24 protein-coding genes, 1 tRNA gene and 1 pseudogene are annotated in these 25,321 nt (G+C 70.6%); 13 read left to right on the top strand and 13 right to left on the bottom strand.

Features of this window, described 5'->3' with window-relative positions:
* Nucleotides 1-94 precede the first annotated feature (94 nt).
* Complete coding sequence (gene nadA / locus TMZ1T_RS17645; protein ID WP_004314439.1) at nt 95-1,195, top strand: quinolinate synthase NadA; 1,101 nt, start codon at nt 95-97, stop codon at nt 1,193-1,195.
* Between the two features lie 84 nt (nt 1,196-1,279).
* Here nadA and TMZ1T_RS17640 read toward each other — a convergent pair whose 3' ends face one another.
* Complete coding sequence (locus TMZ1T_RS17640) at nt 1,280-1,711, bottom strand: PaaI family thioesterase (RefSeq protein ID WP_004314437.1); 432 nt, start codon at nt 1,709-1,711, stop codon at nt 1,280-1,282.
* A 109-nt stretch (nt 1,712-1,820) separates the two neighbouring features.
* On the opposite strand from TMZ1T_RS17640, the gene TMZ1T_RS17635 reads away from it, so the two are divergent.
* From TMZ1T_RS17635 to clsB, 3 genes are all read left to right on the top strand, one after another.
* The gene (locus TMZ1T_RS17635) at nt 1,821-2,750 is read left to right on the top strand and encodes a LysR family transcriptional regulator (RefSeq protein ID WP_004314436.1); all 930 of its coding nucleotides are present in this window, start codon (nt 1,821-1,823) and stop codon (nt 2,748-2,750) included.
* A gap of 153 nt (nt 2,751-2,903) precedes the next feature.
* Nucleotides 2,904-3,653 carry an endonuclease/exonuclease/phosphatase family protein gene (locus TMZ1T_RS17630; RefSeq protein ID WP_004314434.1) on the top strand — a complete coding sequence of 250 codons (750 nt, stop codon included), beginning with the start codon at nt 2,904-2,906 and terminating at the stop codon, nt 3,651-3,653.
* On the top strand, nt 3,653-4,807 hold the full coding sequence (clsB, locus tag TMZ1T_RS17625; RefSeq protein ID WP_004314433.1) for a cardiolipin synthase ClsB: 1,155 nt from the start codon (nt 3,653-3,655) through the stop codon (nt 4,805-4,807). Before TMZ1T_RS17630 ends, clsB begins: the two co-directional genes overlap by 1 nt.
* Nucleotides 4,808-4,853: 46 nt before the next feature.
* Here the strand turns inward: clsB and TMZ1T_RS17620 are convergent, their stop codons facing one another.
* The 3 genes from TMZ1T_RS17620 to TMZ1T_RS17610 all read right to left on the bottom strand — a co-directional run bounded on the left by TMZ1T_RS17620 (nt 4,854) and on the right by TMZ1T_RS17610 (nt 7,316).
* A complete protein-coding gene (locus TMZ1T_RS17620) occupies nt 4,854-5,276 on the bottom strand; it encodes a CoA-binding protein (protein ID WP_004314432.1) in 423 nt (140 codons plus the stop codon).
* Nucleotides 5,277-5,285: 9 nt separating this feature from the next.
* The gene (gene gluQRS / locus TMZ1T_RS17615; RefSeq protein ID WP_012586049.1) at nt 5,286-6,242 is read right to left on the bottom strand and encodes a tRNA glutamyl-Q(34) synthetase GluQRS; all 957 of its coding nucleotides are present in this window, start codon (nt 6,240-6,242) and stop codon (nt 5,286-5,288) included.
* Between the two features lie 159 nt (nt 6,243-6,401).
* Nucleotides 6,402-7,316: a ChbG/HpnK family deacetylase gene (locus tag TMZ1T_RS17610; protein ID WP_012586048.1), complete on the bottom strand. Its 915-nt coding sequence runs from the start codon at nt 7,314-7,316 to the stop codon at nt 6,402-6,404.
* A gap of 183 nt (nt 7,317-7,499) precedes the next feature.
* Here TMZ1T_RS17610 and TMZ1T_RS17605 point away from each other — a divergent pair, with 183 nt between their 5' ends.
* The 6 genes from TMZ1T_RS17605 (at nt 7,500) to TMZ1T_RS17580 (ending at nt 13,435) form a co-directional block, all read left to right on the top strand.
* Complete coding sequence (locus tag TMZ1T_RS17605; RefSeq protein WP_012586047.1) at nt 7,500-8,510, top strand: glycosyltransferase family 2 protein; 1,011 nt, start codon at nt 7,500-7,502, stop codon at nt 8,508-8,510.
* Nucleotides 8,507-10,147 (top strand): glycosyltransferase family 39 protein, encoded by a 1,641-nt coding sequence (locus TMZ1T_RS17600; RefSeq protein ID WP_004308371.1) that lies wholly within the window; start codon nt 8,507-8,509, stop codon nt 10,145-10,147. The genes TMZ1T_RS17605 and TMZ1T_RS17600 overlap by 4 nt, the downstream gene beginning before the upstream one ends.
* Nucleotides 10,144-10,554: a GtrA family protein gene (locus TMZ1T_RS17595; RefSeq protein ID WP_004308368.1), complete on the top strand. Its 411-nt coding sequence runs from the start codon at nt 10,144-10,146 to the stop codon at nt 10,552-10,554. Before TMZ1T_RS17600 ends, TMZ1T_RS17595 begins: the two co-directional genes overlap by 4 nt.
* Nucleotides 10,551-11,456, top strand: coding sequence for a DMT family transporter (locus tag TMZ1T_RS17590; RefSeq protein WP_004308366.1), 906 nt, complete (start codon nt 10,551-10,553; stop codon nt 11,454-11,456). The genes TMZ1T_RS17595 and TMZ1T_RS17590 overlap by 4 nt, the downstream gene beginning before the upstream one ends.
* A gap of 21 nt (nt 11,457-11,477) precedes the next feature.
* A complete protein-coding gene (gene def, locus TMZ1T_RS17585) occupies nt 11,478-12,002 on the top strand; it encodes a peptide deformylase (RefSeq protein WP_012586046.1) in 525 nt (174 codons plus the stop codon).
* Nucleotides 12,003-12,091: 89 nt separating this feature from the next.
* Nucleotides 12,092-13,435, top strand: coding sequence for a metal-dependent hydrolase family protein (locus TMZ1T_RS17580; protein WP_004308363.1), 1,344 nt, complete (start codon nt 12,092-12,094; stop codon nt 13,433-13,435).
* A 143-nt stretch (nt 13,436-13,578) separates the two neighbouring features.
* Here the strand turns inward: TMZ1T_RS17580 and ychF are convergent, their stop codons facing one another.
* On the bottom strand, nt 13,579-14,670 hold the full coding sequence (gene ychF, locus TMZ1T_RS17575) for a redox-regulated ATPase YchF (RefSeq protein ID WP_004308362.1): 1,092 nt from the start codon (nt 14,668-14,670) through the stop codon (nt 13,579-13,581).
* Nucleotides 14,671-15,091: 421 nt separating this feature from the next.
* On the opposite strand from ychF, the pseudogene TMZ1T_RS17570 reads away from it, so the two are divergent.
* Nucleotides 15,092-16,067, top strand: a pseudogene (locus tag TMZ1T_RS17570) (ATP adenylyltransferase family protein).
* A gap of 6 nt (nt 16,068-16,073) precedes the next feature.
* Here TMZ1T_RS17570 and pth read toward each other — a convergent pair.
* The 7 genes from pth to TMZ1T_RS17535 form a co-directional block, all read right to left on the bottom strand.
* Complete coding sequence (gene pth, locus TMZ1T_RS17565; protein ID WP_004308360.1) at nt 16,074-16,754, bottom strand: aminoacyl-tRNA hydrolase; 681 nt, start codon at nt 16,752-16,754, stop codon at nt 16,074-16,076.
* Between the two features lie 33 nt (nt 16,755-16,787).
* Nucleotides 16,788-17,390 carry a 50S ribosomal protein L25/general stress protein Ctc gene (locus TMZ1T_RS17560; protein WP_004308358.1) on the bottom strand — a complete coding sequence of 201 codons (603 nt, stop codon included), beginning with the start codon at nt 17,388-17,390 and terminating at the stop codon, nt 16,788-16,790.
* A gap of 87 nt (nt 17,391-17,477) precedes the next feature.
* Entirely contained in the window at nt 17,478-18,428 is a 951-nt protein-coding gene (locus TMZ1T_RS17555) for a ribose-phosphate pyrophosphokinase (protein ID WP_004308356.1), read from the bottom strand.
* A 91-nt stretch (nt 18,429-18,519) separates the two neighbouring features.
* A tRNA-Gln gene (locus TMZ1T_RS17550) sits at nt 18,520-18,596 on the bottom strand.
* Between the two features lie 39 nt (nt 18,597-18,635).
* The gene (gene ispE, locus TMZ1T_RS17545) at nt 18,636-19,523 is read right to left on the bottom strand and encodes a 4-(cytidine 5'-diphospho)-2-C-methyl-D-erythritol kinase (protein ID WP_004308354.1); all 888 of its coding nucleotides are present in this window, start codon (nt 19,521-19,523) and stop codon (nt 18,636-18,638) included.
* The gene (lolB, locus tag TMZ1T_RS17540; RefSeq protein ID WP_012586044.1) at nt 19,505-20,107 is read right to left on the bottom strand and encodes a lipoprotein insertase outer membrane protein LolB; all 603 of its coding nucleotides are present in this window, start codon (nt 20,105-20,107) and stop codon (nt 19,505-19,507) included. Before lolB ends, ispE begins: the two co-directional genes overlap by 19 nt.
* Complete coding sequence (locus tag TMZ1T_RS17535; protein WP_012586043.1) at nt 20,104-21,819, bottom strand: tetratricopeptide repeat protein; 1,716 nt, start codon at nt 21,817-21,819, stop codon at nt 20,104-20,106. The genes lolB and TMZ1T_RS17535 overlap by 4 nt, the downstream gene beginning before the upstream one ends.
* 199 nt (nt 21,820-22,018) lie before the next feature.
* Here TMZ1T_RS17535 and mutM point away from each other — a divergent pair, with 199 nt between their 5' ends.
* Together mutM and TMZ1T_RS17525 are read left to right on the top strand one after the other, a co-directional pair.
* On the top strand, nt 22,019-22,837 hold the full coding sequence (mutM, locus tag TMZ1T_RS17530) for a bifunctional DNA-formamidopyrimidine glycosylase/DNA-(apurinic or apyrimidinic site) lyase (protein ID WP_004308346.1): 819 nt from the start codon (nt 22,019-22,021) through the stop codon (nt 22,835-22,837).
* A 163-nt stretch (nt 22,838-23,000) separates the two neighbouring features.
* A complete protein-coding gene (locus tag TMZ1T_RS17525; protein WP_004308343.1) occupies nt 23,001-24,965 on the top strand; it encodes a dynamin family protein in 1,965 nt (654 codons plus the stop codon).
* A gap of 90 nt (nt 24,966-25,055) precedes the next feature.
* On the opposite strand, the gene TMZ1T_RS17520 is transcribed toward TMZ1T_RS17525, so the two are convergent.
* Nucleotides 25,056-25,307: a YfhL family 4Fe-4S dicluster ferredoxin gene (locus tag TMZ1T_RS17520; RefSeq protein WP_004308341.1), complete on the bottom strand. Its 252-nt coding sequence runs from the start codon at nt 25,305-25,307 to the stop codon at nt 25,056-25,058.
* Between the last annotated feature and the right edge of the window lie 14 nt (nt 25,308-25,321).

The following is a 25,321-nucleotide window of genomic DNA, read 5'->3' as shown; positions in this document are numbered from 1 at the left end:
CCCGCCCGCCGCGGTCGAACCCGCGGCGGCATGCGGGGTCCGACGCCCGCAACCCCGGGATTGCCCCCTCCCAACGGATCCGGAACCCGAAACAATGCAAGTCTCCACCATCAGCTTCGACCGCTTCAACGTGCTCGCCGACAACGAGGCGCAGGAGCGCATCCGCGCCGCCCGCGCACGCCTCGGCGAGCGGGCGGTGCTGCTCTGCCACCACTACCAGCGCGCCGACGTGTACCAGCACGCCGACCTCACCGGCGACTCGCTCAAGCTCGCGCGCCTGGCCTCGCAGACCGATGCCGAGTACATCGTGTTCTGCGGCGTGCACTTCATGGCCGAGGTCGCCGACATCCTTTCCAAGCCCAGCCAGATCGCCATCCTGCCCGACCTCGCCGCCGGCTGCTCGATGGCCGACATGGCGAGCCTGGCCAAGGTCGAGCGCTGCTGGCGCGAGCTCGCCGAGGTGCTCGGAAAGCCCGACGAGCTCATCACCCCGGTCACCTACATCAACTCGGCGGCCGACCTCAAGGCCTTCTGCGGCGAGCACGGCGGCATCGTGTGCACCTCGACCAACGCGCCGGTCATCCTCGACTGGGCCTTCTCCAAGCGCGAGAAGGTGCTGTTCTTCCCCGACCAGCACCTCGGGCGCTGGACCGGCTTCAAGAAGGGCATCCCGCTCGACGAGATGGTGGTGTGGGACCCCGACCTCGAGTACGGCGGCCTCACCCCCGAGCAGATCCGCAAGGCGAAGATCCTGCTGTGGAAGGGGCACTGTTCGGTGCACCAGATGTTCCAGCCGGTGCACATCGACCGCTGGCGCGAGAAGCACCCGCACGGCTTCGTCATTTCCCACCCCGAGAGCATGCTCGAGGTGTGCCAGAAGTCCGATTACGTCGGCTCCACCGAGTTCATCCTCAACACCATCACCCAGGCGCCGCCCGGCACGCACTGGCTGGTGGGCACCGAGCTCAACCTGGTGAGCCGCCTCGCCGAGGAGATGAAGCCGCAGGGCAAGGTGGTGCAGTTCATGGCGCCCACGGTGTGCATGTGCTCGACCATGCAGCGCATCGACCCGCAACACCTGGCGTGGACGCTGGAGAACCTCGCCGAGGGCAAGGTGGTGAATCAGATCAAGGTGCCCGCGCACGAGGCCGAGCTCGCGCGCATCGCGCTCGACCGCATGCTCGCGGTGTCCTGAACACGCGATCCGCGCTCGCAAGAATCGGGGGCGTCTCCCGCGAGGGGGGCGCCCCCGTTGCGTCCACCGGGCGCCGAAGTCGTCTCAGCCGCGCGGCCAGAGGACCATCTGCGTGCAGCGGAAGAGCGCGATCACCCGTCCGCTGGCCTCGTCGGTGACGGTCGCGTCCCACACCTGGGTGGTGCGTCCGAGGTGCTGGGCGGTCGCGCTGCATGCGATCGCGCCCTCGCGCACCGTCCCCAGGTGGTTGCTCTTGAGCTCGATGGTGGTGAAGGAGTCCGCGCCCGCGGGCAGGTGGGCGATGGTCGCGTAGCCGCAGGTGGTGTCGGCCAGCGCGACGACGCTTGCGGCGTGGAGGAACTCGTTCGGTGCCGCGTGCAGCTTCTTTACCGGCATCCGGCTGTTCAGCCGGCGCTCGTCGAGCGCCAGCATCTCGATGCCGAGGTAGCCGGGCAGGTACTCGCCGCCGGCCTCGTTCAGGGTGTGGATGCTGACTTCGGGACGCAGTGCGCTCATCTGGGGCTCCTTCATGAAGATTCGCAATGGAAAACGTTGATGAGGATAGTCTTCTTATTGCTTCCGGATAAGCCGATAATCTTGTTCGTTGCGTCAACGGATCATTGACATGAGCTGGTTACCGGCCTGGGAGAGCTTCGTCCGCGTGGTCGAGGGCGGCAGCATGGCGGCTGCGGCGCGCACGCTCGGCTGCACGCGCGCCCAGGTCAGCAAGCAGGTCGCCGAGCTCGAACGCCGCCTCGGCGCCGCCCTCTTCGAGCGCTCCACCCGGCGGCTCGTCCTCACCCCCGCCGGGGAGGTGTTCCTGCGCCACGCGGCGCGCGCACTGGAGGCCGTGGACAGCAGCGAGATCGCGGTGCGCAACCTCGGCGAGCGCCCGAGCGGCACGCTGCGGGTGAGCGCGACGCTCGCCTTCGGGCGTCACTTCGTCGCGCCCCTGCTGCCCGTCGTCACGGCGGCGAACCCCGGGCTGGAGATCGAGCTGGTGCTCACCGACCGCCTGGTCGACCTGGTGGACGACCGCATCGACCTCGCGCTGCGCATGACCGCGCGGCCGCCGGAGGATGCGGTCGCGCGCCACCTGCTGCGCCTGCGCTGGGTGCTCTGCGCGGCGAGCGCCTATGTCGAGCGCCACGGCAGCCCGCGCGAGCCGGCCGAGCTGGCGCAGCATGCGTGCATCGGCCACCCCGCGATCGGCGCCGCCCCCTGGGGATTGGTCGCCGCGGCTGGCGCGCCGGCCCGCGTTGCGGTGCGCAGCCGCGTCCGTTTCGACAGCCTCGATTGCACGCTCGACACGGTCCTCGCCGGCCACGGCATCGCCATCCTGCCCGCCTACCTGTGCGAGCCGGCGCTGCAGGCCGGCAGCCTGCGCACCGTGCTCGACGGCTGGGAGCCCGCGTTCGACGCCGGCCGCGACCTGTACGCCTGCTACACACCGGGCAGGGTGGGGGTATCCAAGGTGCGCGTCTTCATGGATGCGTTGCAGCAGCGGCTGCAGCCGCTGCCGTCGTGGGCCTGCGCCGCGGGTGTGGGCGGATGAGAAAGGCGGTGAAAGCCTCGGCGAACGGTGGCGAGCCGGGGCGGGCGGCCGACGAATCCGTGCCGTCGATCGTGCGCCGGAGGCTTTAACATCCGCTTCCCGCCCGCATATGATGTCGCGTGGTCTTCACCCCGGCCGGAGTCGCCTCCGCTCATGCCCCTGCGTATCTGCTCCTACAACATCCACAAGGGTTTCTCGCAGTTCAACCGCCGCATGGTGGTGCATGAGCTGCGCGACCGCCTGCGCAGCCTGGATGCCGACCTCGTCTTTCTGCAGGAGGTGCAGGGCCTGCACCTGGGCCATCCGGCACGCCACCCCGACTGGCCCGCGCTGCCGCAGCACGAGTTCCTCGCCGAGGACGCCTGGCAGCAGATCGCCTATGGCGGCAACGCGATCTACGACCATGGCCACCACGGCAACGCGATCCTGAGTCGCCACCTCATCCTCAGCACTGCCAACCAGGACGTCTCTGACCATCGCTTCGAGCGCCGCGGCCTGCTTCACTGCGAGGTGCAGCTGCCCGAGTTCGACGTGCCGGTGCATTGCGTGTGCGTGCATCTGGGCCTGATGGCGGGCAGCCGGCGGCGCCAGATGGAGGCGCTCGCCGAGCGCATGGAAGAGCTCGCCCCGGGCAACGCGCCGCTGATCATCGCCGGCGACTTCAACGACTGGCGCAACCGCGCCGACGACCTGCTCGGGCGCCGGCTCGGGCTTGCCGAGGCCTTCGGCAGCGGACGCGGGCGACCGGCGCGCAGCTACCCGAGCACGCTGCCCTTTTTCCGCCTCGACCGCATCTACGTGCGCGGCTTCCGCGTGCGCCAGGCGCAGGTGCATTACGGCGCGCCGTGGGCGCGCATCTCCGACCATGCGGCACTGACCGCCGACCTGGAGCCGGTGGGCTGATGCAGTTCCTCGCGGGCAACGCGGTCGCGTTGCTGGAGAACGGCGAGCAGTACTTCCCGGCGCTGGAAGCCGAGATCGACCGTGCCGAGCGCGAGATCTTCCTGCAGAGCTACATCTTCGAGGACGACGGTACCGGCGCGCGCATCGCCGCTGCACTCGCACGCGCGGCGGGCCGCGGGGTCGCGGTGCGGGTGATGGTGGACGGCTTCGGCGGGCGCAGCTTCGTCTCGCGGCTGATGCCGCGCCTGCGCGAGGCCGGCGTGCAGGTGCTGATCTACCGCCGCGAGCTGCGTACCCTGTCGCTGCGCCGCCATCGCCTGCGCCGGCTGCACCGCAAGGTGGTGGCGATCGACGGCCGCGTGGCCTTCGTCGGTGGCATCAACGTGGTGGACGACTTCGATGCGGGCGCGCTGCCGCACCCGCGCTACGACTACGCGGTGCGCGTCGAGGGGCCGGTGCTCGCGCCGGTGGTGGCCTCGGCGCAGCGCCTGTGGCGGCTGGTGGCCTGGGCGAGCTTTCGCAGGCGCGCCGCCCAGCCGCTGCTGGCGCCGCCGCTGACCGACGCGGCGGGCTCGATCCGCGCCGCTTTCGTCGTGCGCGACAACCTGCGCCACCGCCATGCGATCGAGGAGGCCTATCTCGATGCGATTGCCGGCGCGCGCGAGGAGATCGTGCTCGCCAATGCGTACTTCTTCCCGGGGCGGCGCTTCCGCCAGGCGCTGATCGACTCTGCGCGGCGCGGCGTGCGGGTGACCCTGCTGCTGCAGGGCGTGTCCGATCACCCGATGCAGGTGTATGCGACGCGCGCGCTGTATCCGATCTTCCTCGACGCCGGCATCCGCCTGTTCGAATACCACCGCAGCCATCTGCACGCCAAGGTGGCGGTCATCGACCACCAGTGGGCCACCGTCGGTTCGAGCAACATCGACGCCTTCAGCCTGCTGCTTGCGCGCGAGGCCAACGTCTTCGTGGACGATCGCGGTTTCGCGGCGGAACTGCGCGCGAGCCTGGAGACGGCGCTGTGCGCCGGCGCGCGTGAACTCCGGCGTTCGGACTGGCGGCGCCTGCCCTTGCTGCGCCGCGGGCTGAGCTGGCTCGCCTACCAGCTCGTGCGCCTGGCGATCGGCATCGCCGGCTACGGCGGCGCGCACTGAGCTCGCGACGACGCCGGCACGAATGCCGGGCGCGGAGTGCGCGGCTTCAGCCGATCAGGCGGCGGTGCTCGATCTTGGTGCAGCGGTCGCTCACCACTTTCAATCCGGCAGCGGCAGCCTTGTCCGCGGCTGCGGGCGCGATCACCCCGAGCTGCAGCCACACGCTGCCGGCGCCCACGGCGATGGCCTCGTCCACCACCGCCATCACGTCTGCCGGCTTGCGGAACACGTCGACGATGTCGATCTTGCCCGGCACCTCGTGCAGGCTGGGATAGCACTTCTGACCAAGCACCTCCCCGTAGGCCGGGTTGACCGGGACGATGGTGTAACCGGCGCGCTGCAGGTAGTGCGCGACCTCGTGACTGGGGCGATCCGGCTTGGCCGAGATGCCGACCACGGCGATCGTGCGCGCCTGCTGCAGCAGGCCGCGGATGGCCTCGGGTTGCGTGCTGATGTCGTTCGGATGCATGGGGTTTCCTCAGGAGAAGCCGTCGGCCACCGCCTGGCGGCGGCGCGGCACGGCGGCGAGCGACCAGTGGGCCCGCGCCCACGCCCACGTTTCGGCAAGCGGCGCGGTGGCGAGCATGTCGGGTGGATTGTGGCCGAGAAAGCGCAGCGCGGCCATCAGGGCGACCTGCGGCGGATGCGCGTCGATCGCGCGCGCCAGGGTCTGCTTGGAGAGCTTCTCGCCCGCGGCGTTGGTGGCCAGCGGCAGGTGGGCGTAGGCGGGCACCGGCTGGCCGAGGAGGCCGAGCAGGTGGATCTGACGCGCGGTCGAATCGAGCAGGTCGGCGCCGCGCACGACGTGGGTCACGCCCGCCTCGGCGTCGTCCACCACCACGGCGAGCTGATAGGCGAAGAGCCCGTCGGCGCGCTTGACCACGTAGTCGCCGGCGTCGGCGGCGAGGTCGATCTCCTGCTCGCCCTGTACCGCGTCGCAAAAACGCACCACCCCTTCCGCACGCACGCGCCAGGCGCGGCCCGCGCGCCCCGGCGGCAGGCCGCCGCGGCAGGTGCCCGGGTAGCGGCGCGAGCCGTCGCGCGCGAGCGGCTGGTCGGCGAGTTCGCGTCGGGTGCAGGCGCAGGGATAGGCGAGGCCGGCGGCGCACAGGCGCGCGAGCGCGGCCGCGTAGGCGTCGCCGCGTTCGCTCTGGCGCACGACCGCGCCGTCCCATTCGAAGCCGAAGCGTTCCAGCGTGGCGAGGATGCCCTCGGCAGCGCCGGGGACCGTGCGCGGGGTATCGACATCCTCGATCCGCAGCAGCCAGCGTCCGCCGTGGGCGCGCGCATCCAGGATGCTGCCGACCGCGGCGACCAGCGAGCCGAAGTGCAGCGCGCCGCTGGGCGAGGGGGCGAAGCGGCCGACGTAGCGACCGACGCAGGGGGCGGCGGGGTGGCCTGTACCGGGGCAGGGGGAAGGGAGGGGCTGCTGCATGGCGAGGATCGTATCGACCGGGCGGGCGCTTGTGCAACGCGCGGCGGCCAGATTCGCGGGACCGACATTCGAGGCCGCCGACCCGTTCGGCGGCGTCTCGCGCCAAGGGTGGCTGCGGCGCGGTATCCGGAGCCTAAGCCCCGGCTGCGGTGGATTGCGTCAGGGGGGCGGAGTGGTCGTCCCGCCATCGAGTGCATCGAACGCCGCGAAGCGCGCAGGATGCAGGCCGGCGGCGGCGAGGTCGGCGAGGTACTCGGTGGAGGCGAGGTAGGCGAGCTCGGCCTCGCGCGGGGTGGTGAGCGGATCGCAGGCGCGCAGCGCGGCGTCCACCCGGCCGGGGTGTACGTGCACCAGCGGGCGCGGGCCGGTGGCGGCGAGGAAGCGGCGCATCTTCGGCGCGAACGGGCGCTCCGTGGAAAAATCATGCAGGCCGCTGAAGCCCGCGTTGCAGGGCAGGCCGGCCTCGCGCAGGCGGCGGTGGAGCCCGCGCCCGAGGGCGGAGATGAACCAGGCCTTGTCCACCGCCTCGCGGCGTCGCAGGCAGCGCAGCGGCGGCTCGACGCAGTCGCGCACCCACACGCGGCCGCGCGGGTGGCGGCGCAGCAGCTCGGCGATCAGCGCTTCGCGCACGCCAGGCAGCACATGCACGTGCTGGTGGCCGTCCACATGGTCGGGTGCGTCGCCCCAGGCGTCCTCGAAGGCGTCGAACTGGGCGCGGATCTCGTCCGCCACGGCGTCCGCCGGCAGGCGGCGGGCGAGGGCGGCGGCGAGCAGGCGGCCGAGCGGCGGCAGGCGCTCGCCCCAGGCCCGCCGTGCCGCGGCGCTGAGCGGAGGCTGGTCGGTCAGGGTCAGGTGCAGGCCGACGTCGGCCGGCGCGCGTGTCATCAGTGCGCGCAACGGCGGCGCGGCGCGGCGCCAGTCGGGCAGCGCGCTCATGCAGCTCGTGGCCGACAGCCGGCCGGTCTCGACGAGCGCGGCGATGGCTTCGCTGACACCGGGGGCGAGGCCGTAGTCGTCGGCGCACACCACGATCGGACGGGTGCCTGGAGCGGCAGGGCGGGAGGGGGCTTGCATGTGATCGGCGCTGCGGGCGGAAAGCCCGCAGTATCCCGCACCCGGTCCTCCCGCGGTGCAGTCCGTGCGGCGGTGCCCGTCCCTGCGAGCCAGCCGTGCTCCGGGCGCGCCGGGCAGGGCGCGAATGGTTTATCGTGGACGCCTTCGCTCCGGCTGCGGAGCCCACTCGCCGGTTGTTCCATCGTGTCGCACTCCGACTCGCTCGATGCCCACCCCCATGTGCCGCCCGCCTCCTCGGCACACCCCCGACTCTCGGTCGTGGTCCCGCTCTACAACGAGGGCGAAACGGTGGAGGCGCTGCATCGGCGCCTGTCGCAGGTGCTTGCGGCGCTGGAGCTGTCCGACTGGGAGATCGTCTGCGTCGATGACGGCAGCCGCGACGACACCTATGCCCGCGTGGCCGCCCTGTGCGCGGGTGACCCCCACCTCAAGGCGATCCGCTTCGCGCGCAACTTCGGCAAGGAGGCGGCGATGGCCGCCGGGCTGCAGGCGGCTGGGGGCGACGTGATCGTGCTGATGGACGGCGACCTGCAGCATCCGCCCGAGCTGATCCCCGAGATGCTCGCGCGCTGGCGTGGCGGGGCGATGATGGTCACCGCAGTGCGGCGCTCGCGCGTCACCGATCCCTGGCTGCGGCGCAAGCTGACTCGCGGCTTCTACGCCTTCTTCAGCAAGGTCTCCGAGGTCGAGCTCGCCGAGGGCGGGGGCGACTTCCGCGTCTTCGACCGCGCGGTGGTCGACGCGATCAACAGCCTGCCCGAGCGCACCCGCTTCATGAAGGGGATCACGAGCTGGGTGGGCTTCCGCCAGGAGGTGGTCGAGTTCGAGCCCGCGCAGCGCGCCGGCGGCGTCTCCGGGTGGTCGATGCTGCGCCTGCTGCGCTATGCGATCGACGGCCTGTCCGCCTTCAGCACCCTGCCGCTGCGGGTCTGGTCGGTGATCGGCCTGATGATGGCGGGGCTCTCGGGCTTGTACGGACTTTTCCTCGTGCTGCGCACGATGCTGTTCGGCATCGACCTGCCCGGCTACGTGTCGCTGATGGTGTCGGGGCTGTTCATGTCCGGCATCCAGCTCATCAGCCTGGGGGTGCTCGGCGAGTACGTGGGGCGCATCTTCACCGAGGTCAAGGGCCGGCCGCTGTTCCTGGTGTCGGAACGGCTCGGCTTCGAACGCAGGCCGGAGCGCGATCGATGATCCCGCCAGGCGGGACGGCGGGTGCGCCGGCCGCGGCGGCATCCGTCGGGGCGCATGGCGCGATCGCGCGCGGGCTCGCCCTCGCCGTGCTGGCGCTGGCCGGGGTGTTCGTGCTGCTCACCTTCGACCAGCACGGCATCAGCAACGACGAGGAGGTCCAGCATGTCTACGGCCGCCTGCTGCTCGACTTCTACGCCTCCAGCTTCGCCGACCGCCAGGCCTTCGAATACAAGAACCTCTATCTTTACGGGGGCTTCTTCGACCTCCTCGCGGCGGCCTTCGACCGCGCCGGGGTGGCCGAAGGGCCGGCGCTGTGGGACCTGCGCCACCTGATCTCGGCCGTCTTCGGTCTCCTCGGGCTGGCCGGCACCTGGCTGCTCGCGCGCCGGCTCGCGGGCGAGTGGGCGGGGCTGGCGGCGCTCGTGCTGTTGTCGATCACCGGCTCGTGGTCGGGCGCGATGTTCACCCACACCAAGGACATCCCCTTCGCCACTACGATGCTGTGGGCGCTGTACTTCAGCGTGCGCGTGCTCGACACGCTTCCCGCGCCGCCGTGGCGCGTGCTCGCGGGGCTGGGTGTGGCGCTCGGCTGCGCCTTCGGCCTGCGCATCGGTGCGGTGTTCGCGGTGTTCTACCTTGGCGTCGGCGTGCTCGCGGCGACGGCCTTGCAGCCGGGCGGGCGGGTGCGTTTCCTGCTTCGCGGCGTGCTGGCGCTGCTGCCGGCGGCGGCGATCGCGCTGGCGCTGGGCGCGCTGTTCTGGCCGTGGGCGGCGATGGAGCCGGGTAACGTGCTCACGGCGATGCGCGCGTTCTCGCATTTCAGCTTCGAGCTCGACACCGTGCTGGCCGGGCGCGTGATGAACGTCGGCGAGGTCCCGGGGCATTACCTCGCGGCCTACCTGCTGGTGCGCCTGCCGGAGCTTTTCCTCGCCGGGCTCGCGCTCGCGCTGCTGCTCGGCGTGCGCGCCGTGCCGGCGCTCGCTGGCGAGCAGGCCCTGCGCGCGGCCCTGCCGTGGCTGCCGGTGGTGCTGGCAGCGCTGTTCCCGCTCGTCTACACCCTGCTTGCGGCGCCGCCGCTGTACAACGGGCTGCGCCATTTCAGCTTCGTGCTGCCGCCACTGGCGGTGCTGGCGGGCATGGGGCTCGTGCGCGCGTGGCACGGCCTGAGCGTCCGTCCGCCGCTGCTGCGCCGCGCCGTGCTGGGCGCGTGCGCCCTGGCGGTCCTCGGCCAACTCGGCCAGCTCGCCCGCCTGCATCCCTACGAGTACCTCGCCTACAACCGCCTCGCGGGCGGCGTGCAGGGGGCGGTCGGGCGCTGGGAGCAGGACTACTGGGCGAGCAGCCTGCGCGAGGCGGTGCACGCCCTCAACGCCCTGGTCGCGCGCGAGGGGGGGGCAGGGCGACACTATTCCGTGGCCGTGTGCGCCGAGCCGCTGCAAGCCCAGGTGTGGCTCGCGCCCGGGTTGCGCGCGACGCGCGACTGGTGGGGGGCGGACTTCTACCTCTCCCCCACCCACATGGGTTGCGACGAGGCCATGCGGGGCCGCGTGGTGGCGCAGGTCGAGCGTGCGGGGCTGGTGCTGGCGGTGGTCAAGGATCGGCGCGCGCTGGTTGGCGAGGAGCGGCGGCCCCGATGAGCCCGTCCGGCGGATGCGCGCGTTTCCTGCGCTTTGCCGCGGTGGGGGCGGTGGGTACGCTCGCCCACTACGCGCTGTTGCTCGCGCTGGTGGAGGGCGCGGATGCGCCGCCGCTGGCGGGGGCCATCGCCGGATTCATGCTCGGCGCGCTGGTCAACTACGCCCTCGCGCGCCGGCTGGTGTTCGCGTCCACGCGCAGCCACGCCCAGGCCCTGCCGCGCTTCTTCGCCGTGGCGCTGGCCGGGCTGGCGTGGACGGCGCTGCTGATGAGTTTCTTCATGGAGCTGCTCGGCCTGCACTACCTGCTCGCCCAGGTGCTGACGACCGCGCTGCTGCTGCTGTGGCACTACGCCGGCAACGCCCTGTGGACCTTCCGCCGCGGCCGGCGCGACACGGAGAGCCGATGAGCGCACAGGCTCCCGCCGGTACGCCGCCGCACCGCCTCGAGGCCGACCTCCTGCTCGTGCTCACCACGTTGATCGCCGCGGCGGGCTGGATCTTCTCCAAGGAGGCGCTCACCGGCATGCCGCCGCTGATCTTCATCGGCCTGCGCTTCGCCATCGCCGGGCTGGTGCTGGCACTGTTCTCGCTGCCGCAGCTGCGCGCGCTCGATCGGCGCGGACTGCGCAACAGCCTGCTCGTCGGCGCGCTGTTCGCCGGCGGCATGGTGCTGTGGATCCTCGGCCTGTCGCACAGCAGCCACCTCGGCGAAGCCTCGTTCATCTCCAGCATGGGCATCGTCATGGTGCCGGTGTTCGCGCGCCTGTTCTTCGGCGATCGTCCGCCGGCGAGCACCTGGTTCGCGCTGCCGCTCGCACTCGCCGGCTTCGCCTGCCTGTCGCTCGACGGCGGCTTCGAGGTCGAGCTCGGGCAGTGGTTCTTCCTCGGCGCGGCGCTGGTGTTCGCGCTCATGTTCAACGTCAACTCGCACATCGTACGCAACGTGCCGGTACGCGCGCTCAGCGTGGTGCAGATGCTCGCCGTCGGCGTGCTGGTGCTGCCGCCGGCCTTGCTGATCGAGACCTGGCCGCAGGCCTGGAGCGCGCCGGTGCTCGGCTGGCTGCTCGCGAGCGCGCTGCTCGCCACCACGCTGCGCTTCCTGCTCCAGCTCCACGGCCAGAGCCTGACCACGCCCAGCCACGCGGCGCTGATCATGATGCTCGAGCCGGTGTGGACCGCGCTCGCCGCGGCGTGGTGGTTCGCCGAGACCATGAGCACGCTGCAACTCGCCGGCTGCGGGCTGATCTTCCTTGCCCTCGTGGTGAGCCGCTGGGCGTGGATCCGCGGCCTCTTCGGCGGGCGCGGCTGAACGATCGGGGAGAGAGATTCCATGGCTGTCCGTACCCTTCTGCGCATGGGTGATGCGCGCCTTCTGCAGCCGGCCGCGCCGGTCGGCGAATTCGGCACGCCTGCGCTCGCCGCGCTCATCGAGGACCTGTTCGACACCATGGCCGCGCACGGCGGTGTGGGCCTGGCCGCGCCGCAGATCGGCGTCGGCCTGCAGGTGGTGATCTTCGGCTTCGAGCGCAGCGAGCGCTACCCGGACGCCGCGCCGGTGCCGCGCACCATCCTGCTGAACCCGGTGATCGTTCCGCTCACGGAAGAGCGCGAGGAGGGCTGGGAGGGCTGCCTGTCGGTGCCCGGGCTGCGCGGCATGGTGCCGCGCGCCACGCGCATCCGCTACACCGGCTACACGCCCGCGGGCGAGCCGATCGAGCGCTTCGCCGAGGGCTTCCATGCGCGCGTGGTGCAGCACGAGTGCGACCACCTCGCCGGCGTGCTGTATCCGATGCGGGTGCGGGATTTCCGCCGCTTCGGGTTTACGGACGTGCTGTTTCCGGAGCTGCAGGGATAGCCAAGGCCTGGCTTTATCCCCAGGACGGGGGTGGCGGCCCGGACTGCTATCCTGATGATTGTTTCGATCACGTCCAGAGGGGTCGTCCGATGAGGCTGAAAACCTGTCTCGGTTGCGGGGTCGTCGTGCTCGCATCGCTGTGGCTGTCGCTGGCGCATGCGGCGGACAAGGCCGTCCTGTTCGAGAATGTCTTCGTCTTCGACGGCAGGAGCAGCGAGCGGGGCCGCTCGCCGGTCAACGTGCTGGTGGTGGGCGACACCATCCAGACCATCTCGGCGGCGCCGATCGCGCCGCCCGCGGACGCCGACCTGACGCGTGTCGCCGGCGGGGGCCGCACGCTGATGCCCGGCCTGATCGATGCGCACTGGCACTCGATGCTGATCGGCCAGAAGCTGGTCGATGCGATGACCAGCGACGTCGGCTATACCAATCTGCGTGCGGCGCAGGTCGCCGAGGCGACGCTCATGCGCGGCTTCACCACGGTGCGCGACATGGGCGGGCCGGTGCAGGGCCTGCGGCGTGCGATCGAGGAGGGGCGTTTCCCCGGGCCGCGCATCTTCCCGTCGGGCGCGATGATCTCGCAGACCGGCGGCCATGGCGATTTCCGTCTGCCGCACGAGGTGCCGCGCGCCGCCAGCCAGGGTCTCAGTCATACCGAACTTACCCGCACCGCCGCCATTGCCGATGGCGCCGACGAGGTGCTGCGGCGCACCCGCGAACAGCTGATGCTCGGCGCGACGCAGATCAAGCTGATGGCTGGCGGTGGGGTGACGTCGATCTACGACCCGATCGACGCCACCCAATACACCCAGGACGAGATCCGCGCCGCAGTGGCTGCGGCAGAGAACTGGGGCACTTACGTTACGGTGCACGCCTACACCAGCCGTGCGGTTCAGGTCGCCATCGAGGCCGGGGTCAAGGCGGTGGAGCACGGCCAGCTGGTCGATGAGGAGACGGTCAGGCTGATGGCGCAGAAGGGGATCTGGTGGTCGCTCCAGCCCTTCCTCGACAACGAGCTCGCCAACCCGCAGGCCGGGGCCAACCGGGTCAAGCAACTGATGGTGGCGGCCGGCACCGATCGCGCCTACGCACTGGCGCGCAAGCACGCGGTGAAGGTGGCCTTCGGCACCGACATCCTGTTCTCGGGGGACAACGGAGAGGTGCAGAACGCACGCCTGGTCTCGCTCGAGCGCTGGTATCCCCCCGGCGAGGTGCTGCAGATCGCGACCGGCAACAACGGCGCCCTGCTCGAGCTTACCGGCGAGCGCAACCCGTATCGCAAGCCGCTCGGGGTCGTCGCCGAGGGCGCGCTCGCCGACCTGTTGCTGGTCGATGGCGACCCGACGGCGGACCTGTCGCTCATCAAGCGTCCCGAGTCGAGCTTCGTCCTCATCATGAAGAACGGGCGCATCTACAAGAACCTGCTGCCCTGAGCGGCGCCTTCGCTGCCCCCCATGCGTTCGAGTTTGCTCATCCGTGCCGGCATGGTGGCGCCGGTCACCATTGCGCTGCCGCCGACGGCGGGCGCACAGCCGCCAGCCTCCGCCGACTTCCTCGACGCCGAAGGGGGCGCCGGTCAGACGTTGAACAGGAAGTTCAGCACGTCGCCGTCCTTGACCACGTATTCCTTGCCTTCCGCGCGCATCTTGCCCGCTTCCTTGGCGCCGGCCTCACCCTTGTACTGGATGAAGTCGTCGTAGGCGATGGTCTGGGCGCGGATGAAGCCGCGCTCGAAGTCGGTGTGGATGACGCCGGCGGCCTGCGGGGCGGTGTCGCCGACGTGGATGGTCCACGCGCGCACTTCCTTGACGCCGGCGGTGAAGTAGGTCTGCAGGCCGAGCAGCTTGTAGCCGGCGCGGATCAGGCGGTCGAGGCCGGGTTCTTCCAGGCCCATGGTCTCGAGGAATTCCTTCTTGTCGGCGTCCTCGAGGTCGGCGATCTCGGCCTCGATCGCGGCGCACAGCGCGACCACTTCGGCGCCCTCGGCGGCGGCGTGGGCGCGCACGGCGTCGAGGTGCGGGTTGTTTTCGAAGCCGTCCTCGGCGACGTTGGCGGCGTAGAGCACCGGCTTGGCGGTGATCAGGCAGAAGGGCTTGAGGCTGGCCCATTCTTCCTTCGACAGGTCGAGCGCGCGCACGGCCTTGCCCTGGTCGAGCTGGGCGAAGCACTTCTCGAGCACGGCGACGAGGATCTTGGCCTCCTTGTCACCCGAGGCGGCAGGGCGCTTGTAGCGGTTGAGCGCCTTCTCCACGGTGGCCATGTCGGCGAGGGCGAGCTCGGTGTCGATGACCTCGATGTCGCGGATCGGGTCGACACTGCCGGAGACGTGGATCACGTTGTCGTCCGCGAAGCAGCGCACGACGTGCACGATGGCGTCGGTCTCGCGGATGTTGGCGAGGAACTGGTTGCCCAGGCCTTCTCCCTTGGAGGCGCCGGCAACCAGGCCGGCGATGTCGACGAACTCGACGATGGCGGGCTGGATCTTCTGCGGCTTGACGATCTCGGACAGCGCGGCCAGGCGCGGATCCGGCACCTCGACGATGCCGACGTTGGGCTCGATGGTGCAGAAGGGGTAGTTCTCGGCCTGGATGCCGGCCTTGGTCAGCGCGTTGAAGAGGGTCGACTTGCCGACGTTGGGCAGGCCGACGATTCCGCATTTCAGGCTCATGTGAATCCTTGATCGTTCCGGGGGCTGCGTCGCCGCATCGGGGGCTACGGCCTTGATCCGGTATGGAAAGCCGGGGATTGTACCGTGTCGCGGGGTAGGGCTCCAAAGCGGGCGCGGGGTCGCGCCGTGCGCGGACTGCGGGGTAGGGAGGCGGTGGGGTGCCGTGGTTGGGTGCGGCTTCGATCCGACCGCGGGGCCGGGGCGGGGCACGATCTCTTCGTGCATTTCCGCAGCCGTGCCGGTTTCCGTAGGAGCGACGCGAGTCGCGATCGCCACCTCCGCATCCACCGTGGCCTGGCCGACCGCGTCGTCGCGGCTCCTGCGGCCATCCTCGCCATTTCCGGCCAGGAGCCATTCGGTTCGCTGCCGGCCTACAATCGCCCATCCTGCATTTGCCCAAAAACACACCGGAGGAGAAGGGATGAGCATCAACTGGATCGAGGCGATCGATGCGTGCAGCAACGCGGCGCTGGCGTCGGGGGGCGCTGGTGCCGGTGCAGGCCGAGCAGGTCGAAATGGAAGACGCGGGCATGCGCTTCATCGTGCGCTGGGTGTCCTCGCTCGCGGCCAAGGATGCGAGCAGGAGCGCCGCGCCGGCGCAGGCCGACGCCGCTGGCGACAGGGCGGGCAAGGCCGAAGGCGTGCAAGGTGGGGTGGTCAATGACAAGGTGACCAAGGACGACAGGACGGTGGCGATCCCCGGCGGGCCGCGCGATCCGAACTTCAATCCTTTCCTGAATCCCGACCCGGCGCTCACCGTCGGACGGGTGGGTGATGCCCATGTGGCGATCCTGAACAAGTTCCCCCTGTGCGCGCGCCACCTGGTGCTGGCGCGGCGGGAGTTCGAGGAGCAGCTGCGGCCGCTCGCGCGCAGCGACTTTGCCGCGCTCGCCGAGCTGATGGGCGAGGCGGGCGGGATCGGGCTCTACAACGGCGGCACCGCTGCGGGGGCGAGCCAGCGCCACAAGCACGTGCAGTGGATGCCCGACGATGCCGGCAACGCCAGCCTGCGGCTGTTCGCGCCCGGGCTGCCCGCAGGGCTGGCGGAGCAGGGGATGGCGACGCATCCGGCGCTGCCGATGCGGCATTGCTTCGTGCGCGTGCGCTGCGGTCGCGGCGAGGCGGTGGAGACGGCGGCCGACAGCCTGCAGGCCGGCTTCGAGCGTGCGTGTGCCGAGCTCGGCCTGGGAGTGGGGGAGGACGGGCTGCTGCCACCCTTCAACCTGCTCGCGGGCGATGGCTGGCTGCTGGCGATTCCGCGCAGCCGGGAGCACTTCGAGGGGATCTCGATGAGCGCGGTGTGCTTCGGTGGCACGCTGTACACACGCCATCGCGAGCAGATCGAGGCGATCCGCGCGGTCGGGCCGCTGCGCGCGCTGGCGGCGGTGGGCTGCTGAGCGGGATCAGGCGGCGGAGCCGTCCGTCGCGGGCGGTTCCGTGCCGGCGTCGGGTTGCGCGGGCCTGGGGGTCTTGGGAGGCTTCGGGGGCTTGGGCGGCGCGGGACGTACGTTGAGCCGGGTCGCCGCGGCATTGAGCTCGCCGCGCACGATCTGCGGCCAGACCGCGAGCGCCTTGTCGAGCGCTTCGTCGATCTGCTGCTGTTCTTCGCGCCGCGCGGGCTTGAGCACGAAGTTCACCACCTCGTTGCGGTCGCCCGGATGGCCGATGCCGATGCGCAGGCGCCAGTAGTCGTTGGTGCCGAGGTGGGCGGAGGTGTCCTTGAGGCCGTTGTGGCCGCCGAGGCCGCCGCCGAACTTGAGGCGCAGCTGGCCGGGGGGGATGTCGAGCTCGTCGTGCACGACGAGGATCTCGGCTGGTTCGATGCGGTAGAAGCGCGCGAGCGCACCGATCGCCTGGCCGGAGCGGTTCATGAAGGTCTGCGGCATCAGCAGCCACATGCCCGCTTCACGCGCGTTGGCCACCAGGCCATGGAAACGCGATTCGAACGAGTAGCGCGCGCCGAGCTGGTCGGCGAGCCGCTCGCAAAACCAAAACCCGGCGTTGTGCCGGGTTTCGGAGTATTCGGCGCCCGGATTGCCGAGGCCGACGATCAGACGGGGCGGACGCGCGGCGGCGTTGCTCATCGGTCGTCGGTCTCCTGCATCCGGGCCGGGCGATCAGGCCTGCTCGCCTTCGCCTTCGGCTTCGGCGGCACCCTTCACCTGCAGCGCGGTCGCGACCACCGGGTCGCCTTCGCCGTGCTGCACCAGCTCGACGCCGGCCGGCAGCTTGATCTGCGAGACGTGCACCGACTGGCCGGCTTCCAGCGCCGACAGGTCGACCTCGATGAACTCGGGCAGGTCCGTGGGCAGGCACTGCACGTCGAGTTCGTTGATGGTGTGCGAGATCATGCAGCCGCCGAGCTTGACGGCGGGGGCGACGTCGGCGCCGACGAAGTGCAGCGGCACCTTCAGGTGCATCTTCTCGCCCGCGGCGATGCGCTGGAAGTCGAGGTGCAGCACCTGTTGCTTGAACGGGTGCCATTGCACGTCGCGCAGCACGGCGTTCTGCTTGGCGCCATCGACCTCGATCGAGAGCACGGAAGCGTGGAAGGCTTCCTTGCGCAGCAGGTGGTAGAGCTCGTTGTGGTCCATCGACACCGGCTGGGTTTCGCCCGCACCGCCGTAGAGGATGCCCGGGATCCGGCCGGCGCGACGCAGGCGGCGGCTCGCACCCGTACCCTGCGCGTCACGCTTGGTGGCCTTGAATTCGATTTGCATGTGATGCTCCTGAGTGGGTTGTCCCCGCCCGCGACCAGGCGGAGACGGTGGATGCCCGTCCGACGCGGGGTCGGAAGGGCGAAAGCCTTATTCCATGAACAGCGAGGAGACCGACTCCTCGTTGCTGATGCGCAGGATGGTGTCGGCGAGCAGCGAGGCCACCGAGATCTGGCGGATGCGCGGGCACGCCTTGGCGTCGTCGCGCAGCGGGATGGTGTCGGTGACGACCAGCTCGTCGAGCTCGGACTCGTTGATGCGCGAGACCGCCGCGCCCGACAGCACCGCGTGGGTGCAGTAGGACAGCACACGCTTGGCGCCGTGCTTCTTGAGCGCGGCGGCAGCCTTGCACAGGGTGCCGGCGGTGTCGACGATGTCGTCCATGATCACGCAGGTGCGGCCCTCGACCTCGCCGATGATGTTCATCACCTCGGAGACGTTGGCCTTGGGGCGGCGCTTGTCGATGATCGCCAGGTCGCACTCCATGCGCTTGGCGAAGGCGCGCGCGCGCACCACGCCGCCGACGTCGGGCGAGACGACGAGCAGGTCGTCGTACTTCTGCTTGTCGAGGTCGGCGAGCAGCACCGGCGCGGCGTACACGTTGTCGACCGCGATGTCGAAGAAGCCCTGGATCTGGTCGGCGTGAAGGTCCATGGTCAGCAGGCGCTGGACGCCCACCGCCTGCAGCATGTTGGCGACCACCTTGGCGGTGATCGGCACGCGCGCCGAGCGCGGGCGGCGATCCTGGCGGGCGTAGCCGAAATAGGGGATGGCGGCGGTGATGCGGCCGGCGGAGGCGCGCTTGAGGGCGTCGACCAGCACCAGCAGTTCCATCAGGTTGTCGTTGGTCGGGGAGCAGGTGGGCTGCAGGACGAAGACGTCCTTGCCGCGCACGTTCTCGAGCAGTTCGACATTGACCTCGCCGTCCGAGAAGCGGCCGACGGTGGCCGAGCCGAGGGAGATCCCCAGGCGTCGCGTCACGTCGGCGCCAAGCTTGGGGTTGGCGTTGCCGGTGAAGACCATCAGGCTGCCGTGGGGCATTTCTGCTACTCCGAGTGCCGTAAGGAACGACGAGCGAATATTCGGCGCGTAAAAACGACTCGGGCAGACCCATGGTCTGCCCGTCGTTGTATGGCTGGGGAGGAAGGATTCGAACCCTCGAATGCCGGAATCAAAATCCGGTGCCTTAACCGACTTGGCGACTCCCCAATAAACCTTTTTCGCTGCGCGTCGAGTGCTGCGCGGGCGCTATTGTAACCACTCGTAAAGCGGATGGCGAGCGATGCTGCGCGCTTTCCAAGCCTTCCAGCGTGGCGGACAATCTTTTGTGATGCGGTCGGCCTCTTCTTCCGAGGAGACTTCCGCGAACACGCAGGCGCCCGAGCCTGTCATGCGGGCTGGTGCATGCACATCCAGCCACTCGATCACACGCAAGACTTCGGGGTAGCGACTGCACGCAACCGGCTGCAGGTCGTTTCGCGTAGTGCTTGCTGCGAAGTCCGCCATTCTGATGGGGGGCGTATTTCTCGTCAAGTCCCTCGCCGAAAAAATTTCGGCGGTCGGCACCTGGACCCCGGGCGAGATCACCACGTACCAGGCCGGCGCCAGTTCGAGCGCCTGCAGCGCCTCGCCCACGCCTTCGGCGAAGGCGTCGCGGCCGTAGACGAACACCGGCACGTCGGCGCCGAGCTGCAGCCCGAGCGCCTGGAGTTGCGCGCGTGACAGCCCGGTGCCCCAAAGGCGGTTGAGCGCGATCAGCGTGGTCGCCGCGTCCGAACTGCCGCCCCCGATCCCGCCGCCCATCGGCAGCACCTTGTGCACCGTGATGTCGGCGCCGAGCGCGCAGCCGGTGTGCGCCTGCAGCAGGCGGGCGGCGCGCACCACCAGGTCCGCGGCCTCGGGTACGCCGGGCACCTCGTTGCGGCGGTGGATCGCGCCGTCCGTGCGTACGGCGAAGTCGATCGTGTCGCCCCAGTCGAGCAGGCGGAATGCGGTCTGCAGCAGGTGGTAGCCGTCGGCGCGGCGGCCGACGACGTGGAGGAAGAGGTTGAGCTTGGCCGGCGCGGGGCAGGCGGCCAGTCGCGCGGGATCGCTGCAGTCGGGGGTGTGCAGGGTGTTCAGGGCAGGGCGGTCCATGAATCGATGATCAGACGCACGCGGGCATCGCCGCGCGAGATTTCGAGGCGTTGCGGCGCGGCCGCGGCGGTGTCGTCGGCATAGCCGGCGTAGTCGATGCGCCAGCCCTGGTCGAAGACAAGCTGCGGACGACCGGCGTCGTCGAGGGTGCGCACCTCGGCGTCGGCCGCCGGGGCGGCCTGGATCCAGCGCGGCAGACGCGCGGCGGGCAGGTCGACGCCGAGCGCCTCGGGCAGCAGCGCGTCCACGTCGGCGGCCTCGCGCCGGCTGCCGTCGGCAGCCTCCAGGCTGGCGCCCGCAGGATCGCCCTCGAGCAGGGCGACGACCTGGCCGAGGGGGCTGAACAAGGTGAGGCGGTCCTGCTCGTCGTCATGCACCCATTCGAAGCGCCCGCTCGCCGCATTACGGCCGTCGGTGGCCGACAGCCGCCCCTCGACCGCGAACGCGGGCAGGAAGGGACGCGCGGCGGGCTGAGCGCCGTCGCGCACCAGCGTCGGCGTGCATGCCGCAAGCAGCAGTGCGCAGGCGCCGCCCAGCAGGGTCCGGCGCAGGCCTTGCGAGCGATGCGGGGGGCGTCGGCTCACTGGATGCCCAGTCGGCGGCCGGTGTCCGTCAGCAGACGGTTGTCGGGGTGGGCTGCGAGCGCCTCGGCGAAGATCCGTCGGGCCTCGTCCCGACGGCCGAGTGTCCATAGCACCTCGCCGAGGTGGGCGGCGATCTCGGCGTCCTTGCGCATGCCATAGGCGCGCTCCAGGTGGACGAGCGCGCCGACCTGATCGCCGCGGCGGAAGCGCACCCAGCCGAGGCTGTCGAGAATGAAGGGGTCTTGCGGCATGAGCGCATGCGCGCGTGCGATCAGCGCCTCGGCTTCGTCCAGGCGCAGGCCGCGGTCGGCGAGCGAATAACCGAGCGCGTTGAGCGCATGCGCATGATCGGGCTGCAGCTCGAGCACGCGGCGCAGGCGCGCTTCGAGCAGGTCCATGCGACCGATGCGCTCGGCGAGCATGGCGGCCTCGTAGAGCAGGCCGGTGTCTTCGGGGTTCTCGCGCAGGGCGGCATCGAGCAGCGCGAGGGCCTCGGTCGGACGCTCGGCGTCGCGCAGGATCTGCGCCTCGGCGAGCAGGTAGCGGCGGGCGAGGTCGGGATCCTCGACGTCGTTGCGTAACAGGGCGCGCGCCTCCTCGATGCGTCCTTCGTGCGCGAGGCTCAGGGCGCTGCGGATGTCCGCCTCGGGACGGAGGTCCTCGCTCTCGATCTCGCCGAACCACTTGCGTGCGCGCTCGCCCTCGCCGCGGTCGGCGGCGATCTGGCCCAGGTGAAGGCGGATGAGGTCGGGTTGCGGGTGCTCCGCGGCGAGCGCGCGTGCGAAGTGCAGCTCGGCCGCGGCGAAGTCCTCGAGCTGCATCGACAGCAGGCCCACCGCATAGAGCAGTTCGGGATCCTGCGGCGAGGCTTCGAGCAACTGGTTGAAGGCCGCGCGTGCCTCGCCGAAGCGCTGCGCGCTCACCAGCGCACGCGCCTTCGCCAGGCGCAGCGACCGGCTCGCCGGCGCGCGCGCGGCCTCGGCCTCGAGCACGCGCAGGGCCTCCGTGTGCGCGCCTGCCTGCTGGAGGATCTGCACCTTCAGCAGCACCGCGGGTTCCCAGCCGCTGCGCAGCTCGAGGGCGCGATCCACCGCAGCGAGCGCGCCCATCCTGTCCTCGACCGCCTGTGCCGCCTGCGCGCGGGCGATGTGCGCCTCGGGCATGTCGACGTAGGGTTCGGTCAGGCGCATCACGATGCCGCGCACCGCCTGTTTGTCGGGTACGCGGGCGAGGGTATGGCCGAGGCTCAGCAGGTTCTGCGCGAGGCGGCCGTTCGATTGCGCGAGCACGCGCGCGAGCTGGAACTGGATGGCCTCGAGGTTGATGTCCTCGCCGCGGCCGGCGCCGCTCAGCCCGGCGAGTACCCGGCGCGCCTCGTCCGAGTCGGGGGCGACCTCGGTCCAGATCTCCGCGGCGCCGCGCGCCATCACGAGGTTGCGCGAGTACATCGCGATCTCGGTGGCGCGGCGGGCGATGCGCGGGTCGCGCGTGCTGCGCGCGAGGTCGAGATAGAGCTGTGCCGACAGGCCGATCTGGCCGCGCGCGCCGGCGATCTCGGCGAGCAGGAAGTGGTACAGCGTGCGCGGAGTGAGTTCCTGCGCGGGCAGGTTGCCCTCGCCGGCCTCGCCGCTGGCCGCCGTCGCGACCCCGCCGGCGCCGAGCGCGAAGGCCAGGCAGAGGGAGCGGGCGATGCGGGCGAGCTGGGTTTTCATGGGAGGAATTCCGGGACCTTCGATGGGTTGCGCCAGAGCCGCGGCGCAAGAAACGCCTGGCACCCGCCGGGGGGTGCCGCGAAAGCTTCGAGTGCTCGGCTACAATTCGGTTCATGCCATGGTAGGCAGATCGCCGCCCCTGCCGCAACCCGTTCCCCGTGTGCGCCCGCGCGCGGGCAGCCCACGGATTCCTTTCCCGATGCCCGAACTGCCCGAAGTCGAGACCACCTGCCGTGGAATCCGGCCGCACGTCCAGGGCCGCAGCCTGAGCCGGCTGGTGGTGCGCAATCCGCGCCTGCGCGTGGCGGTGCCCGCCGACCTGCCCGCGCACATCGAGGGCGCCAGGCTCGAGGCGGTCGACCGGCGTGCCAAGTACCTGCTGCTGCGTTTTCCCGCGGGCACGGTGATCGTGCATCTCGGGATGTCGGGCAGCCTGCGCGTGGTCGCGGCGGCCGAGCCGGCGGGCGCGCACGACCACGTCGATTTTGTCTTCGGCGAGTGCGCGCTGCGTCTGCGCGACCCACGCCGCTTCGGCATGGTGGTGTGGCAGCCCGGCGACGTGGCGGCGCATCCGCTGCTCGCCGGCCTGGGGCCGGAACCGCTCGGCGACGGCTTCGACGCCGACTGGCTGCTGCGCATCACGCGCGGTCTGCGCGCGCCGATCAAGCATGTGCTGATGGACAGCCGCAAGCTCGTCGGCGTGGGCAACATCTACGCCTCCGAGAGCCTCTTCCGCGCCCGCATCCATCCGCTCGAGCCCGCCGGCCGGCTCGGGCCGCGACGCTGCGCGCGCCTGGTCGATTGTGTGCGCGAGACGCTCGCCGCCGCGATCGCGGCCGGCGGCAGCACGCTGCGCGACTTTGTCGGCGGCGACGGCCGGCCAGGCTATTTCCAGCAGCAGTACTTCGTCTATGGTCGCGACGGGGAGTCCTGCCGGGTGTGCGGCACGCCGGTGCGGCGCATCGTCAGCGCCCAACGCGCGAGCTTCTTCTGTCCGCGCTGCCAGCGCCGCAGCTGAAAGGACGGCGATGCCCCGGTGGGGGGCATGCAGGCGGCGTGCAATTTGGCACGCTCGCGAACCGCGAAGCGGGTTATGGTGAATAATGTTCTGCGCTGCGGGCCGGCGAGGCCTTGCCCTCGCGCGCGCCCGACGCCCCCCCGCCTGCCGGACGAGCACGCCGATGACCGATCTCACCGAACAGTTTTCCGCCTACAGCCGCTGGCGCGGCCACGCCAGCGACGCGGTGGCCCGCCTGCGCGCGTGGCTGGCGCGCAACGACGTGGGCAACGCCCAGGCGGACATGCGCCTGCAATACCTGCTCGACCGCCTGCGCGACGACAAGCTCACGGTGGCCTTCGTCGCCGAGTTCTCGCGTGGCAAATCCGAGCTCATCAACGCGATTTTCTTCGCCGACCACGGCGACCGCATCCTGCCCTCCAGCGCGGGCCGCACCACGATGTGCCCGACCGAGCTGCAGTGGCAGAAGGGGGCGCAGCCCGAGCTGCGTCTGCTGCCGATCCGCAGCCGCGCGCGCCAGACGCCGGTGAGCGAGCTCAAGCGCTATCCAGAAGAATGGACCGTGATCGCGCTCGACGCGGTCGACGCCCCCGGCCTGCAGGCCGCGCTCGCGCGCGTGGGCGAGACCGAGCGGGTCGAGGTCGCCGAAGCGCAGGCGCTCGGCTTCCGCGTCGATGCCGCAGGGGACGACGGCATCCGTCCCGATGCCGAGGGTCGCATCGAGATCCCGCGCTGGCGCCATGCCGTGATCCAGTTCCCGCATCCCCTGCTCGAGCAGGGCCTGGTGGTGCTCGACACGCCGGGCCTCAATGCGATCGGCGCCGAGCCCGAGCTCACCCTGTCGATGCTGCCGAATGCGCACGCGGTGCTGTTCATCCTCGCCGCCGACACCGGCGTCACCCAGAGCGATCTCGCGGTGTGGCGCAACTACGTGCAGGCTGGCAGCGAGCGCCAGCGCGGGCGCCTGGTCGTGCTCAACAAGATCGACGGGCTGTGGGACGGGCTGCGCGACGAAGCGCGCATCGAAGCCGAGATCGGCCGCCAGGTCGACTCGGTCGCCGCGACCCTCGGCGTCGAGCCCGCCGCGGTGTTCCCGGTGTCGGCGCAGAAGGGCCTGGTGGCGCGCATCCAGGGCGACGAGGCCCTGCTCGCGCGCAGCCGTGTGCCACAGCTCGAGCGTGCGCTCGCCGAGGGCCTGCTGCCCGCCAAGCAGGAGATCGTGCGCGAGGACATCCTCGCCGAGTCCGCCGAGGTCGCCGCCGCCACGCGCAGCCTGCTCGAGGCGCGCCTGGCCGGCTTGCGCGAACAGCTCCAGGAACTTACCGACCTGCGCGGCAAGAACCAGAGCGTCATCGAATACATGATGCGCAAGATCCGCAGCGAGAAGGAGGAGTTCGAGCAGGGTCTGCAGAAGTACTACGCGGTGCGTACGGTGTTCACCGACCTCGCCAACAACCTGTTCGCGCACATGGGCCTGGACGCGGTGCGCGACGAGACGCGGCGCACGCGCGAGGCGATGCTCGAATCCAGCTTCACGCGCGGGCTGCGCAACGCCATGCAGGGCTATTTCCGCAGCCTGCGTGGCAACCTGCAGCGCTCGACCGAGGAGATCGGCGAGATCACCCGCATGCTCGACGCCATGTACAAGCGCTTCAGCGTCGAGCACGGCCTCAAGCTCACCGCACCCGAAGGCTTCTCGACGCTGCGCTACGAGAAGGAGCTCGAGCGCCTGGAGACGGCCTTCAACCGCCAGATCAACACCGCGCTGACCCTGGTCACCACCGAGAAGCACGCGCTCACGCAGAAGTTCTTCGAGACCGTCGCGGTGCAGGCGCGCCAGACCTTCGAGCTCGCCAACCGCGACGTCGAGCAGTGGCTGCGCGCGGTGATGTCGCCGCTGGAGACCCAGGTGCGCGAGTACCAGATCCAGCTCAAGCGCCGGCTCGAGAGCGTCAAGCGCATCCACGAGGCCACCGACACGCTGGAGAGCCGCGTGGAGGAGTTGATGCAGGGCGAGGAGGCGCTGCGCGCGCTGCTGGACGAGCTCGACAACCTCGAGGCCGCGGTCGCCGACGCGCTCGACGTGCCCGCCAACACGCCTGTGACGGGCGTGCGTGCGGCCGCCTGAGCGGCGCGCGCATGCAATAAAGCGGACGGGGGCGCGCCGATGGCCGCCCCCGTCGTCTCGTGCGGCGGGATGGGCTCCCGCCGGGTGTGATCAGGCCTTGCCGGTCAGCTTGAGGAACTTGGCCATCAGCTGGTCCTTGGTCTCCTCGCGCTTGGGGTCGAGCGGGATACAGTCCACCGGGCACACCTGCTGGCACTGCGGCTCGTCGAAGTGGCCGACGCACTCGGTGCACTTGTTGGGGTCGATCTCATAGATCTCTTCGCCCTGGTAGATGGCGCCGTTGGGGCACTCCGGTTCGCAGACGTCGCAGTTGATGCATTCGTCGGTAATCATCAGAGCCATGGTCTTCGCTTCCT

The sequence above is a fragment of the Thauera aminoaromatica genome (assembly GCF_000021765.1).
GTDB lineage: Bacteria > Pseudomonadota > Gammaproteobacteria > Burkholderiales > Rhodocyclaceae > Thauera > Thauera aminoaromatica.
This window is presented reverse-complemented; position numbering and strand designations above follow the sequence as displayed.